Here is a 16589-nt window from a genome sequence, read left to right as displayed (position 1 = left end):
CGCCCAGGCGCCCCGGAACCTTCCCGATCACGGAAAGACTCCCATGCCGCCACCGCCCAGGATCACCATTACCCAGGTCGCAGCTGAGGCCGGCGTCAGCACGGCTACAGCCGGGCGGGCCCTCGGCGGTTACGGCTATGCCAGCGATGATGTCGCGGCCAGGGTTCACGCAGCGGCCCGGAAACTGGGCTACAAGCCGAACATGCTCGCCCGAAGCCTTGTCACGGGCCGGAGTCAAACCATTGGCGTAGTCGCCGCTGATATCGACAACGCGTTTTACGCCCGGGTTCTGCGAGGGATAGGCGACGTAGCAAGGTCACGCGGCTTCGGCGTGATCCTCACGAACAGTGATGAAAACCTTGAACGTGAAAAGGAAGCCGTTCAGCTTCTCCTCGAAAAACGCGTCGACGGGCTCATCATCACCCCCTGCGACGTCCAAGGATCCGAACATCTCCGCAGCCTCATCGCCGGAGGCTGTCCCATAGTCCAAATAGACCGGGCAGCCTACGACCTGGCGGCAGACTCAGTGACAGTGGACAATCGGGGTTCCGCCCGTGACGCAGTAGCCCACCTGCTGAAAGCAGGTCACCGGCACATAGGAATCATCGCTGAACTCGAGCAAACCCAAAATGGCAGCCTGGAGGACTTTGTCACCCAGACAGCCATTTCCCCCGTGACCGCGCAAACGCTCTATCCAAGCTGGCAGCGGCTGCTCGGATACCTCGACGCCCACCGGGACGCCGGCATCCCCGTGCAGCCCCAACTGATCCGCCGCGCTGGAGCCTACTCCTCAGATGCCGCACGTCACGAGGCCATCGGATTGCTTGAGTCCAGCCAACGGCCAACCGCAGTCTTCACGGCCGACGGAACCATGTCCCAGGGACTCATGCAGGCCATCGCCGACCTCAAAATCAAGGTTCCCGACCAACTTTCCGTCGTCTGCTTCGATGACCTCGACTGGATGACGTTTATGCAACCGGCCATAACATCAGTGCACCAGCCAGTGCACCGCATCGGCTCAATGGCAGCGGAGCTTCTCCTTGCCAGGATCGCCGGCGAGACATCAGTCGCGAAGCATAACGTCCTGGAAGCCCGGCTCAATATCCGGGACTCGGTGGGCCCTCCCCTGGACCAGGCAGGCAATCACCGTAACTAAGGCGGGAAAGTGGTGAGCCGGCAGGTCCACCACTTTCCCGCTGTGCTAGTTCTGCTGGTGCACGGGTGCCCAGGCGCCCGTGCTCACAGTTTCCGGCGCGGCCACCCCGGTATCGAAGCGGTCGAGGCGGAAGGACTTCAGCACCGGAGACGGGGTTCCGGTGAGGACCTCCTCGGCGAGGAGTTCGCCCAGGATGAGCCCGAGCGTTGCGCCCGAGTGGGTAAACACCGTGTACAGTCCCGGGATTGAAGGCACCGGGCCCACCACAGGTTCGCCGTCACCCGGAATGGGTTTCAGTCCTGCCCCCACACGCTGCGCGGTCAGCCGGGGGTTCCCGGCGAGCACTCTCGATGCCTCGTCGAGCAGACCCTGCACCGACGCATCGGGTACCGTGAACGAACCGTCGTCCTCGACAATCACTGACTGCTCTGCCCAATCGGCATCAAGTACGAGCCGGCCGTCGGGTGTGGGCCGCACCGCGACGCGCGGGGTGTTCAGCACCGTTGTGACCTTGATGTCGATCGGATCGGTGAACAGCACGAAGGCTGCAGGCGTGGCATCCGGGACCGTTACGCCCAGAGCCGCAAGCTGGGCCGGAACATCACCGCCGGTGGCGAGCACTACGTGATCGGCGGCCACCCGGGTCCCGTCTCCCAGGATCACGCCCGCCGCGGCCCCGTCCTGCACGTCAACGCGCACGTCGCCCGCGTGCTCGATGATGCGCGCGCCGCCCGCCGCCGCTTCAGCCGCCAGGGCAGGGATGAAGTCCGGCATGTTCACCCAGCCTTCACCCGGGTTGTAAATGGCCCCTTCTTCGGCCACCGCATCCGCGTTCACGTCCGGTGCCATCCGGGGCACGTCCTCACGGTCGATCCAGACGGAGTCGTACCCGGTTGAACGCTCGAAAGCGAAGGTGTCACTGAAGGTTTCACCGGGGCCTGCCCATTTCATGGCGCCGTCGAACCGGATGTAGCCGCGGCTCTCGGGGTGGTGCGCGGTCCACGTGCGGTATCGGTCGATCGCAAGCATCCGCAGGTAGTGGTATTCGGCGGAACGGGCACCCGAGGAGTTCAGCCATGCGATCGAGCGGCTCGACGCCCCGCTCGCCAGCGGCCCGGCTGTCACAAGTGTTACCTGCGCGCCGCCCCGTGCGAGGTGCATTGACGTCGCTGCGCCGAGGATGCCGCCGCCGATGACGATGACGTGTTTGGCTGGAGTTGTGGAGGACATGGTTCTCCCTTTCTGGGTGTGTTTGAGACGCTGATGGGTGCAGGGTTGCCATGGCATGCCCCTGGCCGCTCGGTTCGCCTTCAACTAGGCGAAGGCGTGAATTTTTTCGATGATCCGGAGGACTTCAAGGGACTGGGCAGGGTTGACCGGCAGGGTGCCCTCGCCGCGAAGGGCTGCGGCCAGTTCTGAGTAGAACTGCGGGTAGGCGCCGGTTTCGGCGGGAACGCTCGTGGTGGAACCGTCGATGCCCAGGACCCCCCAAGCGTCCTGGCGCTCCACGCCATACGAGGGGTCGAGCGGGGACATGCCCGCTGCAAGGGCAGGTTCCTGGCCGTCCAAGCCCCATTTGGTGTAGCCCGCCTTGGAACCCAGCACGTGGAAACGCGGGCCCACCTGCGCTGCCATGCCGTTCATCCAGAGCCTGGAACGGACACCGGATTCATGGAGCAGTGACACAAAGGCCTCCGTGTCAGCTCCGTCCGGATGGCCGTTCTTTGCCGTTTCGCCGTAGCTTTGTTCGACCGCACCGAACAGTTGGACGGCCTGGTCGATCAGGTGGGCGCCGAGGTCGTGGAGGATTCCACCGCCTTCGGCCAGGGGAGCGGTGTCGCGCCAGTTACCGAAGCCCTCGGGCCGCCACCATTCGAAGCGGGACTCGAAGCTGCGGACCTCGCCCAGCGCGCCTTCCCGCAACAGCTTCTTGAGCGTCAGGAAATCCGCATCCCATCGGCGGTTTTGGAAGACTGTGAGCTGGACACCGGCTTCAGCCGCCCGTGAAATGAGGCCTTCGCCTTGAGCCGATGTGGTGACGAACGGCTTGTCCACGACCACATGGAGACCTTGGGCCATCGCTGTCGAGGCAAGGTCGAAGTGGGTGAGCGGCGGGGTTCCGAGGATTACCAGGTCAAGATCGCCGGAGAGGGCGAACAGGTCCTCCGGAGTCGGAACCACCCGGGCTTGGGGGTAAAGCCTGCCCGCCTCCGCAGCGCGGGCTGGATCCGCTGTAACGATGACGTCCAGTGAGTAGCCGGGGTCCGCTGCGATGAGGGGCGCGTGGAAGACTTTGCCGGAGATTCCGAATCCGACGACGGCGGTACGGATGGGCGCGCTCCTTGCTGTCCCCATCACAGGACCTCTGAGAGGAAGCGTTGGAGGCGTTCGCTTTTGGGGTTGTCGAAGAGGTCGGCGGGGGTGCCGGCTTCGACGACTTCGCCTTCGTCCATGAAGACGACCTGGTCGGCGACTTTGCGGGCGAAGCCCATTTCGTGGGTGACGACGAGCATGGTCATGCCGCGGCGGCCCAGTCCTGCCATGAGGTTCAGGACGCCTTTGACGAGTTCGGGGTCCAGGGCGCTGGTGGCTTCGTCGAAGAGCATGACTTCCGGTTCCATGGCCAGGGCCCGGGCGATCGCGACGCGTTGTTGTTGTCCGCCGGAGAGGTCCCGGGGGCGGTGGTCGGCGCGTTCGGCCAGGCCTACTTCTGCCAGGCGGCGGCGGGCGTGTTCGCGTGCTTCGGCTTTGGGCATTTTCTTCACGCTCCACAGGGCCAGGGCCACGTTTTCCAGGGCGGTGTGGTCCGGGAAGAGGTTGAAGTGCTGGAAGACCATGCCGATCCGGGCGCGCAGGATGTCGGGGTTGACTTTAAGGGCGCTTTCGCCGGCGAGGAGCACGTCCCCGCTTTTGGGTTCGTGCAGGCGGTTGACGCCGCGCAGGAGGGTGGACTTGCCCGAGCCGGAGGGCCCGATGATGCAGGTGGTGGTGCCGGGTTTGACGGTGAGGTTCACGTTGCGCAGGACCTCGATGTCGCCGTAGGCCATGGTGAGGTTCTGCAGTTCCAGGCTGGAGCCGTGGAACGTCTCGATGTCCGGGGCGGTGGTCTTACGTGCGGTCATGGCTGGGGTCGTGTTGTGTGAGGTGTTGGGTGTGGTGTTGCTGGTGAGGTTCATGTGTTGCTCCCGGTGATCAGAGGCGAGGATGCGTCGAGTTCTTTGACTTCCTTCAGGCCGCTGGTGGGGGCGGCGGGGCGGCGCCGGCCGGTGCGGAACCTGTTGTCGAAGTAGTTGACCAGGTGGGTCAGGGGCACGGTGATGACGAGGTAGAAGAGCCCGGCCATGACCAGCGGGGAGAGGTTGCCTGAGAGGACTGCGGCGTCCTGGCCGACGCGGAAGAGTTCGCGTTCGGTGACCAGCAGGCCCAGGAAGTACACGAGCGAGGAGTCCTTGACGATGGCGATGAACTGGTTCACCAGGGCCGGCAGGACGCGGCGGATGCCTTGGGGGATGACGACCAGGGCCATGGATTTGCTGTAGCTCATGCCCAGGGCGCGGCAGGCCTCGCCCTGGCCTTTGTCCACGCTTTGGATGCCGGCGCGGAAGATCTCGCCGATGTAGGCGCTGGCGATCAGGCTCAGCGCGATGATCCCCAGCGGGTAGGGGGAGGGCCCGAAGATGGACTGGCTGAGCCGGGCGAAGCCCTGGCCGATCAGCAGGATGGTCAGGATCGCGGGCAGGCCGCGGAACAGGTCGGTGTAGATCCGGGCCGGGACGCGCAGCCATTTGGACGGGGAGATGCCCATCACGGCGATCACCATGCCCATGAACACGCCCAGGATGGTGGCCGCGACAGAGATGATCAGGGTGTTCAGGAGCCCGACTCCGAGGAGTTGCGGGAAGACTTCGGCCATGGCCTTGAAGTCAAAGAAAGTGCGGATGATGGTGTTGAACCAGTCCATGGTTGCTCTCAGACGTAGTTGGCTAAAAAATCCGGGCGTTTACTTGCTGGCCGTTGCTGCCGGGGTGGAGGTCTGCTCGGCCTTGGGCAGGTACTGCTCGGGCATCGGCGAGCCCGGGAACCACTTCTGGTACAGCGTCTTCCAGGTCCCGTCTTCCATGGCCTCGGCCAGGGCCTTGTTCAGGGCCTCCTTCAACGCGGTCTTGTCCTTGGCCAGGGCGAAACCGGCCGGGGCATCAAACGAGGGGATGTCCGCGACACTGACCAGGCCGTGCTGTTCGGTGTAGTCCTTCGCTGCTTCGTAATCCAGGAAGTGCGCGTCCGCCGAGCCGCTGTTCACGGCCGCGATCGCGGAGTTGTTATCCGGGAACCGGACCAGGTTCGCGGTGGTGAAGTTCTTCACCGCGTAGGCTTCCTGCAGCGTTCCCTGCACCACGCCCAACCGCTTGCCGGAGAGGCCATCGGCGTCCTGGATGCCGGAATCCTTCGTGGTCAGCACCGTCAGGTAACCGGCCAGGTAGCCGTTGGAGAAATCAACGGTTTCCTTGCGCTTTTCGGTGATCCCGATCGCCGCCACACCCACATCGAACTGGCCGTTCGCCACCGCCGGCAGGATCGCGGAGAAATCCTGGCCCGTGAAGACGACATTGTCCACCCCGGCCCGCTTCGCTACGTCCTTGAACAGCTCAACATCAAAACCGGTGAAATTACCCTGCGCATCAGTGAACGTATAAGGCTTCGAATCGCCCAGGCTCGCAACCCGGACAGTACCGGCCTCAATCAACCCATACGGATTATCAGCGGACGACTGGGCGGGAGTTGACCCCCCGCAGCCGGACAGTGCCAGGAGAGCCGCGACGGCGGCAGCGACTATGGCCGCCGGACGGAAGTTGAATCGTGTGCTCAATGTATTTCCTATCGTGGGAAGCACGGGTGGCCCTGCGGGCCTTCGGTTGGTATTGCTTGCTGAGTCCGGTCTCAAGAGCTAGGGTTGAGACCGGACTCACATTGGGGTTGGTAAAAATGTAACTCAAGCCACATCGGCCGTCAAGGCCCCTTTGGAAAGGCAGTAATGAGCAGCAACAGTTCCAGGCGGCGCGACGTCACAGTCGCCGACGTCGCCAAGGCCGCGCAGGTATCCAAGGCCCAGGCAGCACGTGCCCTGGGAAACTACGGGGCCGTCAGCGACGATGTCCGGGAGCGTGTTTTGGCTGCTGCCGAGGAGCTCTCCTACCGCCCAAATGAGCTTGCCCGGAGCATGAACACGGGGAAGTCGAACACCATCGGCGTGGTGGTGGGCGACATCGAAAACCCCCACTTTGGCCTGGCCACCAGGGGCATCACCGACACCGCCAAGAAGAGCGGCTTCAACGTCATCCTGGTCAACACCGACGAGGAACAAGCCGCGGAAGTCGACGCCGTCCAGGTACTGCTGGACAAGCGGGTGGACGGCCTCATAGTGGCTCCTGCCTCCTCAACCGAAACGGAACATTTACAGCGCGTTTACGAGTCGGGACGGCCTCTGGTCCTGCTTGACCGGGCGGCCAACGGACTCGCGGTAGAAACCGTGGCCGTTAATATGGCCGGTATCTCCTACGAGGCCACGAAGTACCTGCTGGACGCCGGGCACCGCAGGATTGCCTTCATCACCACGTTGAAGTCTGACTCGCCGTTCAGCGCGGCGACGCAGGTGGATTCCTCACAGATTTCCGAGCGCCTGGACGGGATGGGGCGGGCGTTTTCAGAAAAAGGAGTGGTTTTTCCCCACGACCTGGTGCGCCTCAATGCCGGCGATGCCGACTCCATTCGAAACATCACGCGTGAACTCCTCTTCCTGCCCGACCCGGCGACGGTGGTGGTGGCTTCAGATGGACTCATCGCCCTCAGCGTCCTGGCGGCCATCCACGAACTTGAACTCGCGATCCCCGGGGACGTCTCATTCCTGATGTATGACGATTTCGCATGGACACGCCTCACTACGCCGCCCCTGACAGTGATTGCCCAACCGGTTTATGACATGGGCGTCGCCGCCGCCACCGCGTTGATACGGCAGATTGAAGGACGGAAAGCATCCGGCACCGCGCCCGCCCTTGAAGCGCGCCTGATACGACGACGTTCAGTGGGGCCGGCCAAGGTGCCGTCCGCAACGGGTTCTTAATCAGCGCGCCCCAGAACGGCCCAGCCGCTGGCGGGCAGCCTCACAGCGGGCCCTTCGGGGAGAAGTTCCCCGTTGCCCGCCAGAACGGCGCCGGCAGGCGAAGGAAGGGGCAGTGCCGCCGTTTGGGCGGACATATTCAGCGCGACGGTGATTGCAGAACCGCCGGCGCCTGCCCGGTACACGAGATGTTCATTGCTGAGCGTGAGCACTTCGGTACGGGCCCTGTGCAGCCACGGGTGCCGGCGGCGCAGTCCGATCAGTTCCCTGTGAAGGTGGTAGACCGGCCAGCCGGCCTTGGCAAGGTCTGACGGCGTGGCAGGAAAGGAAGGCCGGACGGCGTCGTCACCCCCGGCCCGGTCCTCCTTGATGCCGCGGAAGGCCTGCTCGTCGCCATAGTAGATGGACGGCGTTCCGCCAAGGGTCAGGAGGACCACAAGGGCCAAGGGCAGTTGATCGGGGTTTTTCAGCTTGCTCGCCAGGCGGGTCACGTCATGGTTTCCTGCAAACGTCAGCGGCGCGAAGGCCTCAAGAAATCCGTTGTGGCGGTCCAGGGCGGCGGCAAGTTCATAGAAGTTTGCGTCGTTGAATGAGCTCCAGATGGCCTTCCACAGCTCATATTGCGTCACCGAATCCAAGGAACCAGCGTTGACCGCGCGCGCATAATCGCCGTGAATGTACTCGCCCACGAAATACGCCTGCGGATATTCGGCGCGCACATCGCCCAGCACCCGCTGCCAAAATGTTGACGGCACGGCGTAAGCGGCGTCCAACCGCCATCCGTCTGCCCCGCGTGCAAGCCAATGCTTCATGACACGGGCGACGAAGGAGGCAACTTCGGGCTCGCCATGATTAAGGGCAACCAGGTGGTGGTGGCCTTCAAAGTCCTCGTACCCGGGCTCGGAACCGGGCGGCCATGCACCTTCCGGCCAGGTCAAGCGGAACCAGCCTTCGGTTGGGGTGCCCGGTCCGTCCTGCAGGACCTGCTGGAACGGACCAAAGCTGCGCCCCGTGTGGTTGAAAACCCCGTCAAGCAGAACCCTGAGGCCACGGGCATGGGCCTGCACGATCAGCTCATCGAAGTCAGCCTCATCACCAAGCCGGGGATCAATCCGGTAGTAGTCGGTGGTGTCATACCCATGCGTCTCCGAGGCGAAAACGGGACCAAGGGCGAGGCCGGAAACGCCGAGGTCCACAACGTAGTCAAGCCAGCCCTTCAGGTCGGACAACCTGTGTGAGACCGGCAGATCGGGCGCCGGCGCTGCAGTCTCCGCCCCCACGAAGCCAAGGGGATAGACATGCCACCAGATAGCGTGCTCCACCCAATATGGCTCGGTCATAAGTCATCCACCCTTCGTCCAGGCACCCCAACATACCCTTGCCAGCCACCGGGACGGGGAACACACTCCGAAAGGCAACCCTCTCTCACTCGATGCGGCTTTTCGGGCAACCCTCTCTCACTGCCCGGCCTCCCCTACCCGCCGAAAAGGGGCGAAAGGGAAGTCCAGAACTGGCGGATGCCCAGGACGACAAACAGCAGGGCGCAAACTCCCAGCGCGATGTTGGAGTGCAGCTTGTTGGCCCAGGCCTTGGGAATCCGCCTGCCGTTGAGCAGCCCGAGCAGGGTCAGCGCCAGGAACGGCATAAACAGCGAACCCAAGGCACCGTAGAGCAGGATCAGGCCGATGGGCTGGCCCAGGGCGAAGAGGATCATGGGCGGGAAAGTAAGCCACAGGATGTAGAACTTGAAGTATTTACCGCCCACCCGCGTATCGGGGTGTCCGGATTCCTTGCCCCGCATGTTGCCCCAGAAGTCGGCGAACATCAGGGATACGCCATTCCAGACGCCGATAATGGAGGAGAAGGAAGCGGCCCAGAAACCGACGAGGAAGCCGGTTCCCACGACGTCGCCGTACTCCGCTTTCAGGACGTCGTAGAGATCCAGCAGCCCTTCATCGCTGGCACTGAGGGAAACACCGGCAGAGCGTACGACTTCGGCACCCACGATGAGCATGGCGATCACAAAGATCCCGGTCATCACGTAGGCCATGGAGTTGTCGATCCGCATGACCTTCATCCACTTGGGGGTGTACCAGCCCTTTTCGCGGAGCCAGTATCCATAGGCAGCGAGCGTGATGGTTCCGCCCACGCCGCCCGCCAGCGCGAGCGTATAGAAGATGCCGCCGTCGGTTGAGGGGATCATCGGGATCAGGCCGGTGAGCATTTCCGGGATGTTTGGGGCGGCAATGACGGCCAGCCCCACCACGGTCACGAACATCATGCCCACCAGCACGGCAGTGATCTTCTCGAAGGTGGCGTACTTGCCCCACCACACCATTGCGAAACCGGCCAGGCCCATCAGGATGGCCCACGCCCACAGCGGCAGGATCGGGAACACGGCCGCGAGCGGCAGGGCCGCCGACGACATGGCAGTGGCTCCGTAGACGAAGCCCCAGATCATGATGTAGGGCCCGAAGTACCACGTGGTCCACTTGCCGAGGGAACGCCATCCCTCGAAGATCGTCTTTCCGGTTGCCAGCGTGTAGCGCCCGGCCCCTTCAACGAGGATGATCTTCAGGACCACGCCAACGATGACAGCCCAGAACAGGCCATAACCGTACCGGGAGCCCGCCACCAATGTGGCCACCATGTCAGCAGCGCCCACGCCGGTGGCTGCCACCACCAGGCCGGGCCCGATAATGCGCCATTTGGCGGGACGGCCGCCGTCGTCATCAATCCGGTCGGCATGGCCGGCCTTTGATGCATCCTGCTGCTGTGCGGCCGTTGCCGGCCGGTTCGTTGGGCCGGTGCTGTCCATGGCGCCGTCGCTCATGACTCCTCCTCGGTGTCGGCTGGTAGACAAAGAACTCCTGCCAACCTACGCGCGAGTAGCGTCACCACCAAGGCAACCCGCCCCGAAAGCCATAAGCAGCCTGTCAGTCGTCCTTCGAGCCAGTCTGCCGATGAGTGAGCTTGTCCAGGAGCCGGTCCACCATGCCGACACCCGGTCCCACCGTTTTGTGGAACAGCTCCGAATGCGGTGCGCTCGGGTGTGGCCGGGTGGGTGCCAGCTTTTTCGCTTTCTCTACTTTTTGTCCCAGTTCCACGAGTTTTTCAGCCGGGATGTGAAGGCGGAGCTTGGGAAACTGTTCGGTCTCCTCGTCGCCGGCGTGATGGGTCAGTTGCGCCTCGAGCTCCTGGACCAGTTCCATGAACCCCGGGCCTGAAGGCTCCTCTTTTTCCAGCCGCTTCATGAGCTTGACGATGTCGTCGTGCTCCTTTTTGTCGTGTTCGACTTCCTCTTTACCGTTGGGCACGTGGTCTTCAATGGCTGGGTAGACGTACATTTCCTCGGCAACAGCATGACGCATTATTTCCGCGATCAGGGTGTCCGCGAGATCCCTGCGCTGGGTTCCATCGGCCGTGCCGTGGATCTGCCCGATCAGTGCAATCATCTCCTGGTGATCGCTGGTCAGGATGTCCACGACGTCCACGTTCGTTCCGGCGGAATTGGTATCACTCATGAGCTGGCCTCCTCCTGGATCGCTTCCGGTAAGCGACGTAAGAGGGTCAAAATACCACGCTGCAACAACACGATCCATAGGTGAAAATTCACTGTGCCTCCGGCAGGAAAGGGCTCACCCGCCCGCGCCGCCAACCCCTGGATAAGGCGGTCCCATAACCGGGCGTATCAGGCGCGGGCTCAGATACAGGTCAAACAGCGCCGGCCCCTTCAGCGCCCGCCCGGTGGAGCGGCTGCTGAAGGGGCCGGCCGGCAGTGACCGAAGGACCTGCCTAGCGTGCGTTGAGGAGGTGTTCGATGGCGAGCTGGTTGAGGCGGACGAAGGCGAAGGAGCGTTCGGCTGCTTTGTCGGCGTCGAAGTCCTCGAACGCGGTGGTGTCGTTGAGCAGGTCGGTGGCGGTTTCGCCGGCGGCGAGGGTGGTTTCGCCGAGTTCGAAGACGCCGGAGGCGGCGAGGGCTTCCTGGACCTGGGGGTCGGCGCGGAAGGCCAGTGCGCGTTCTTTCAGGAGCAGGTACATGGCCATGTTGGCTTTGGCCGATTCCCAGACGCCGTCGTAGCCCTCGGTGCGGGAGGGCTTGTAGTCGAAGTGCCGCGGGCCTTCGTAGCGGGGGCCGCCGTTGGGGAAGCCGTTTTCGAGCAGGTCAACGGTGAAGAACGCGCTGGTGAGGTCGCCGTGGCCGAAGACGAGGTCCTGGTCGTACTTGATCCCGCGCTGGCCGTTGAGGTCGATGTGGAACAGCTTGCCGGCCCACAGGGCCTGGGCGATGCCGTGGGTGAAGTTCAGCCCGGCCATCTGCTCGTGCCCGGTTTCGGGGTTCAAGCCCACGATGTCGCCGTGTTCGAGCTGGGCGATGAACGCCAGGCCGTGCCCGACGGTGGGCAGGAAGATATCGCCGCGGGGTTCGTTGGGCTTGGGCTCCAGCGCGATCCGCAGGTTGTAGCCCTTGTCCTTGATGTATGCCGCGGCGGTGTCCACGCCCTCGCGCATCCGGTCCAGGGCCGCGGACAGGTCCTTGGACCCGTCGTATTCGCTGCCCTCACGCCCGCCCCACATCACAAAGGTTTCGGCGCCGAACTCGGCAGCGGAATCAATGTTCCGCAGGACCTTGGACAGGGCAAAACGGCGGATCGAACGGTCATTGGAGGTGAACCCGCCGTCCTTGAACACCGGGTGGCTGAACAGGTTGGTGGTCACCATCGGGACCTTCAACCCGGTCTCGGCCAGGGCCGCCTTGAAGTTCTTCAGGATCAGCTCCCGCTCCGAGGCCGTGGCCTCAAACGGAACCAGGTCATTGTCATGGAAGGTGATGCCGTACGCGCCCAGCTCCGCGAGCCGGTGCACCGCCTCCACCAGATCCAGCGCAGCACGGGTAGCAACACCAAACGGGTCAGCACCGGTCCAGCCAACAGTCCAAAGACCAAAAGTGAACTTATCAGCGGGCGTCGGGGAAAGAGTCATGATGCGTCCTTGCAGTCAAAGAGTATGGCCCGAACAGCCAATTAGTTTATGAATTGAACTATATTATTGCGGCGCCGCCCCGTCAAGGGAGCCGGTGACAGATTGCGCCCGATGAGGAGTTCAGCCGCGACGGGCAGGCCTGTCGAAGCGCCAGCCCTCGGACCGCAGTTCCGGAATGATCTGGTCCACCGCTTCCACCGTCTGGCTCCTGTCCCCGCCACCGTCATGCAGGAGCACCACCCCTCCGGGCGTGATGCCCTCCCTGATGCGGCGAACGAGTTCCTCAGTTCCCGGCGGATCCCAGTCACCCACCACCGTGGCCCAGCCAAGGGGCTGCATGCCCATGCTTGCGGCCACCTCCGGAGTTTGTCCCCAGCTCCCATAGGGAGCGCGGAAGTAACTGATCTTTGCTTCAGGAACGGCCTCGCGGATAACGGCACTCGTCTCTTCAAGATCGGCCCTGATGGCCTCGGGGCTCCAGCCGCCCATGTTGTCGTGATGCATTGTGTGGTTGCAGAGCAGGTGGCCGGCGTCCGCGATCTGCCGGACGATCTCGGGGTGTTGCTTCACGTGGTCTCCCCACAGGCAAAAGGTGGCCTTGACGTGGTGTTTCTCCAGCACGGCCAGCAGCTTTGGGGTGGTGACAGGATCGGGACCGTCGTCGAACGTCAGGCTTAGGTACTTGCCCTCATGCCTGGTTGAATCGACGATTGCCGGGGTCGCCTGGTCCGCTTGGGCGGGAGCCGCACCGGCGAGGCCTGCCGGGACGGCAGCACCGAGTGCCAGAACAGTGGCAGCGAAAGGCAGCACCGCCTGACGCAGAAATGACGGGCGGTTAACTGGGAGATTCATGTCTACCTCGTTGGAGTCACGGAGTCTTTCCGGTAATTTCCGGAACGCGCCCAGCGTAGGTCTGCGCTCTGTGCCACGTCAAGGGTGCGCAACGGAGGAATTGGAGCGCAGGAATCAGCCGCTGCGGGGCGCAGCGGTACTCTCCCTGGCAACAAGCCTGGTGGAGAGCTCAACACGGGGGCTGGCAACGCCTTCACCCTGCAGCATCCGAAGCACGGTACGCGCGGCGAGTTTGCCCATCTCCGCCAGCGGTTGCCGGACGGTGGTCAGGGGAGGAGACGCCCAGCGGGCTTCCGGAAGGTCATCAAAGCCAACGACGCTGATATCCTCGGGCACCCGCAGCCCCTTCTTTCGCACTGCCTCATACACTCCGAGGGCCATCTGGTCACTCGCGGCGAAAACGGCAGACGGCGGGTGGTCCAGCTCGAGCAACCTGCACCCCGCGCGGAAACCGGACTGGTAATCGAAGTCCCCCTCCACCACCAGGTTCGGATCAAAGGGGATGCCGGCCGCGTCAAGGCCCGCGCGGTAACCGTCCAGGCGGGCCCGGCTGCACCACAGGCCCGGTGTGCCGGCAACGAATCCGACCCGCCGGTGACCAAGTCCAGTGAGGTGCTCGGTGGCGCCGACCGCTCCAGTCCAGTTGGTGGCACCTATCGTCGGCACGTCCAAGTCCGGCACGCCGGCGGGGTCGACCACAACTGCGGGGACATGCAGGCGCTGCAGTTCGGCCCGCAGGAAGGAATCGAGGTCCGTGGTGACAAGGATGGCTCCGTCACTAGCCCTGGCACTGACGTTATCCAGCCACTGCCGGGTGGGGGTGGAACTTGTTTTGCGGTGGATCGCCGACACTACGGTCGATGCCCCCGCCTCGTTGGCGGCTTCCTCCACGCCACGGATGATTTCCACCGCCCAGGGGCTGTCCAAGTCGTTGAAAACGAGGTCGATAAGGCCTGAGCGGACATCCGGACGGGCTCCCCGCCGCTGGTAGCCGTGGTCCCGCAGCAGGGCTTCCACCCGCTCGCGGGTCCGCGCGGAAACATCGCCCCTGCCGTTGAGCACGCGGGAAACGGTTGGCACTGACACCCCCGCTTCGGCAGCAATGGCCGAAATCGTGACTGCCGGGCGCTGGCTCTCGGGCACGCATTCCTCCTGGGTCGCTGCCAGTATAGGCCTTCCTGCCAAGCCGCCGGCCACGGCATTTTCGGCAAAACCCTTGACGCACTCTCCGAAAGGCTCCTAATCTACAACGACCAAGTTCCGGAAGTTTCCGGAAAGGTTCGATCGGAATCCTGTCCCGATCGGCTCGTACTCAAAGGAGAGCTTTTAATGAAGGTTGCAAAAATGGTTGCTGCCGCTGTGATGGCGTCAGCGTTTGTCCTCCCCACGGCACTGCCTGCAGTTGCCGCCGGGAATGACCAGCCGCAGCCCCCGGGCCTTGACAAGCAGGACACCCTGCGCTGGGCCGCACCGAAGGACGTCAGGATCGGCACGGCAGTAGCCGGCGGAGGCCACCACGAGACGATGCCCTATGCCAACCCTTTCACTTCGGACCAGCAGTACCGTGACATCCTGGCTTCGGAGTTCAGCTCCGTCTCGCCGGAGAACCAGGCGAAGTGGGAATTCATCCACCCCCAGCGGGATCAGTACCGTTTCGCGGAAATGGACGCGATCGTCGAGTTCGCCCAGCAGAACGGCCAGGTGGTCCGCGGCCACACGCTGTTCTGGCACAGCCAGAACCCGGCCTGGCTGGAGCAGGGTAACTTCAGCAAGGACGAACTCCGTTCCATCCTGAAGGACCACATCACCACTGTTGTTGGCCGGTATGCCGGGAAAATCCAGCAGTGGGATGTCGCCAACGAGATCTTTAACGACAACGGCACGCTCCGGACCACTGACAACATCTGGATCCGGGAACTTGGCCCGGAGATCATTGCTGACGCCTTCCGGTGGGCCCACGAGGCCGATCCGAAGGCCAAGCTCTTCTTCAACGATTACAGCGTGGAAAGCATCAACCCCAAGAGCACGGCCTACGTCGGACTCATCTCGAAGCTTCTGGCCGAGGGCGTCAAGGTGGACGGCTTCGCCGTGCAGGGCCACCTCAGCACGCAGTACGGTTTCCCCGGCGACCTGCAGGCGAACCTTCAGCGCTTCGATGACCTCGGACTGGAAACCGCCGTCACGGAGATCGATGTCCGCATGAACATCGCGGCAGGGACCAAGCCGACCGAAGAGCAGCTGGCCAAGCAGGCGGACTACTACCAGCGCGCACTGGAGGCCTGCCTGAACGTTGAGGACTGCAAGTCCTTCACCATCTGGGGCTTCAATGACAAGTACTCATGGGTGCCCGTCTTCTTCAGCGGCCAGGGCGAGGCAACGGTGATGTGGGAGGACTACACGCGCAAGCCTTCGTACTTCGCACTGCAGTCCACGCTCCTCAAGGCCAACCCGGGCGGAGAGCAGCGCGCCGGCCACCACCCCGCCTACCAGCAGTAACACCATCGGCAGTTACTCATAAAGGGGCGGCCCGGAACCACATGGTTCCGGGCCGCATTGCCGTTTCCTGCTGCTAGCCCTTCACAGCATGGATCCGGTAGGCGAGGGAATGTGACCCACCTGGTTCAAGGACAGCGAGATCCTGGCCGGAATTGAAGGCATCGGGCGGGCAGGTCATGGGCTCAACAGCCAGGCCCTTCCGGCCGCGCAGCTCTCCCGAGTAGAGCTGCAGCCACGGGGCGTCGGCTCCGCTGGCTTCCACCACTGCCGAAAGCTCCAGGGCAGGGTTGCGCAGCGTAACGTTCCAGTCCCCTCGGGGAAGGTCGGTAAAGGCGTGATCGAGCGACTGCGATCCCAGCGTGCGGGCCTCGGCGAATTCGAAGTCGGTACCCGCCGTATCCAGGAGCTCGGTGGGCCGGAGCTTGTGGTCAGTCAGCAGAACCTTGCCGGCCCGGAAGCTCAATTCACAGTTGTCCACGTCCTCGCCGCCCACGGTGATGTAAGGGTGGAAGCCGCAGCCGTAAGGGGCCGCCGCCGTCCCGCAGTTGACGGCCTGAAGCTCGACCCGAAGTCCGGTGCCGGCGTCCAGCGCGTAGCGCACCGAGAGCGCGAGCTGGAACGGGTAACCAGGTTCTCCGTGCAGCAGATGGGTGAGTACCACTTCATCGTTGGAGTGTTGCTCCACCTGCCAGGCATTCCACAGCGCAAGCCCATGCAGTGAGCTGCCGGTCGAGGCCTCGTTTACCGGCAGCTCATAGCGCTGGCCGGCGAAGGTGTAGGCACCGCCGGCCACCCGGTTGGGCCAAGGCATCAGCACCTTCCCCGCGTAGGCTGGCGGCAGTTCGTGCCCGGGAAAAGGCAGCACAATGTCCTGGCCCTGGAATGACAGGCTACCGAGTCCGGCCCCCACGCTGGCGACAGTAGCTTTGTAGTCCCCCGCCTCGAGGATGATCAGCTCTCCGTTGGGCCCCGCAATGGACGACATGG

General features: G+C 63.6%; 15 protein-coding genes. 3 read left to right on the top strand and 12 right to left on the bottom strand.

The window, feature by feature from the left end; translation table 11 throughout:
- Positions 1-43: 43 nt before the first annotated feature.
- Positions 44-1156: a LacI family DNA-binding transcriptional regulator gene (locus M1D32_RS00600; RefSeq protein ID WP_458780441.1), complete on the top strand. Its 1113-nt coding sequence runs from the start codon at positions 44-46 to the stop codon at positions 1154-1156.
- A 45-nt stretch (positions 1157-1201) separates the two neighbouring features.
- Here the strand turns inward: M1D32_RS00600 and M1D32_RS00595 are convergent, their stop codons facing one another.
- The 5 genes from M1D32_RS00595 to M1D32_RS00575 form a co-directional block, all read right to left on the bottom strand.
- Entirely contained in the window at positions 1202-2386 is a 1185-nt protein-coding gene (locus M1D32_RS00595) for an NAD(P)/FAD-dependent oxidoreductase (protein ID WP_458780440.1), read from the bottom strand.
- 84 nt (positions 2387-2470) lie between these two features.
- On the bottom strand, positions 2471-3511 hold the full coding sequence (locus M1D32_RS00590) for a Gfo/Idh/MocA family protein (protein ID WP_458780439.1): 1041 nt from the start codon (positions 3509-3511) through the stop codon (positions 2471-2473).
- A complete protein-coding gene (locus M1D32_RS00585) occupies positions 3511-4278 on the bottom strand; it encodes an amino acid ABC transporter ATP-binding protein (protein WP_458782230.1) in 768 nt (255 codons plus the stop codon). Before M1D32_RS00585 ends, M1D32_RS00590 begins: the two co-directional genes overlap by 1 nt.
- A gap of 50 nt (positions 4279-4328) precedes the next feature.
- Positions 4329-5117 carry an amino acid ABC transporter permease gene (locus M1D32_RS00580; RefSeq protein ID WP_458780048.1) on the bottom strand — a complete coding sequence of 263 codons (789 nt, stop codon included), beginning with the start codon at positions 5115-5117 and terminating at the stop codon, positions 4329-4331.
- 39 nt (positions 5118-5156) lie between these two features.
- A complete protein-coding gene (locus tag M1D32_RS00575; RefSeq protein WP_458780438.1) occupies positions 5157-6023 on the bottom strand; it encodes an ABC transporter substrate-binding protein in 867 nt (288 codons plus the stop codon).
- A 165-nt stretch (positions 6024-6188) separates the two neighbouring features.
- Between M1D32_RS00575 and M1D32_RS00570 the strand changes: the two genes are divergently transcribed.
- Positions 6189-7274, top strand: a complete 1086-nt coding sequence (locus tag M1D32_RS00570) for a LacI family DNA-binding transcriptional regulator (RefSeq protein WP_458780437.1) — start codon at positions 6189-6191, stop codon at positions 7272-7274.
- On the opposite strand, the gene M1D32_RS00565 is transcribed toward M1D32_RS00570, so the two are convergent.
- The 6 genes from M1D32_RS00565 to M1D32_RS00540 form a co-directional block, all read right to left on the bottom strand.
- Positions 7271-8611: an alpha-amylase family glycosyl hydrolase gene (locus M1D32_RS00565; RefSeq protein WP_458780436.1), complete on the bottom strand. Its 1341-nt coding sequence runs from the start codon at positions 8609-8611 to the stop codon at positions 7271-7273. The genes M1D32_RS00570 and M1D32_RS00565 overlap by 4 nt on opposite strands.
- A gap of 134 nt (positions 8612-8745) precedes the next feature.
- A complete protein-coding gene (locus tag M1D32_RS00560; protein ID WP_458780435.1) occupies positions 8746-10104 on the bottom strand; it encodes an Nramp family divalent metal transporter in 1359 nt (452 codons plus the stop codon).
- A 103-nt stretch (positions 10105-10207) separates the two neighbouring features.
- A complete protein-coding gene (locus tag M1D32_RS00555) occupies positions 10208-10795 on the bottom strand; it encodes a hemerythrin domain-containing protein (protein WP_458780434.1) in 588 nt (195 codons plus the stop codon).
- Positions 10796-11066: 271 nt separating this feature from the next.
- Positions 11067-12254: a xylose isomerase gene (xylA, locus tag M1D32_RS00550; RefSeq protein ID WP_458780433.1), complete on the bottom strand. Its 1188-nt coding sequence runs from the start codon at positions 12252-12254 to the stop codon at positions 11067-11069.
- A gap of 120 nt (positions 12255-12374) precedes the next feature.
- Positions 12375-13106, bottom strand: coding sequence for a polysaccharide deacetylase family protein (locus tag M1D32_RS00545; RefSeq protein ID WP_458780432.1), 732 nt, complete (start codon positions 13104-13106; stop codon positions 12375-12377).
- A 114-nt stretch (positions 13107-13220) separates the two neighbouring features.
- Complete coding sequence (locus M1D32_RS00540; protein ID WP_458780431.1) at positions 13221-14249, bottom strand: LacI family DNA-binding transcriptional regulator; 1029 nt, start codon at positions 14247-14249, stop codon at positions 13221-13223.
- A 186-nt stretch (positions 14250-14435) separates the two neighbouring features.
- Between M1D32_RS00540 and M1D32_RS00535 the strand changes: the two genes are divergently transcribed.
- Positions 14436-15602, top strand: coding sequence for an endo-1,4-beta-xylanase (locus M1D32_RS00535; protein WP_458780430.1), 1167 nt, complete (start codon positions 14436-14438; stop codon positions 15600-15602).
- 73 nt (positions 15603-15675) lie between these two features.
- On the opposite strand, the gene M1D32_RS00530 is transcribed toward M1D32_RS00535, so the two are convergent.
- Positions 15676-16587, bottom strand: a complete 912-nt coding sequence (locus M1D32_RS00530; protein WP_458780429.1) for an aldose-1-epimerase — start codon at positions 16585-16587, stop codon at positions 15676-15678.
- Between the last annotated feature and the right edge of the window lie 2 nt (positions 16588-16589).

This window comes from Arthrobacter sp. D3-16 (assembly GCF_054408515.1).
This window is presented reverse-complemented; position numbering and strand designations above follow the sequence as displayed.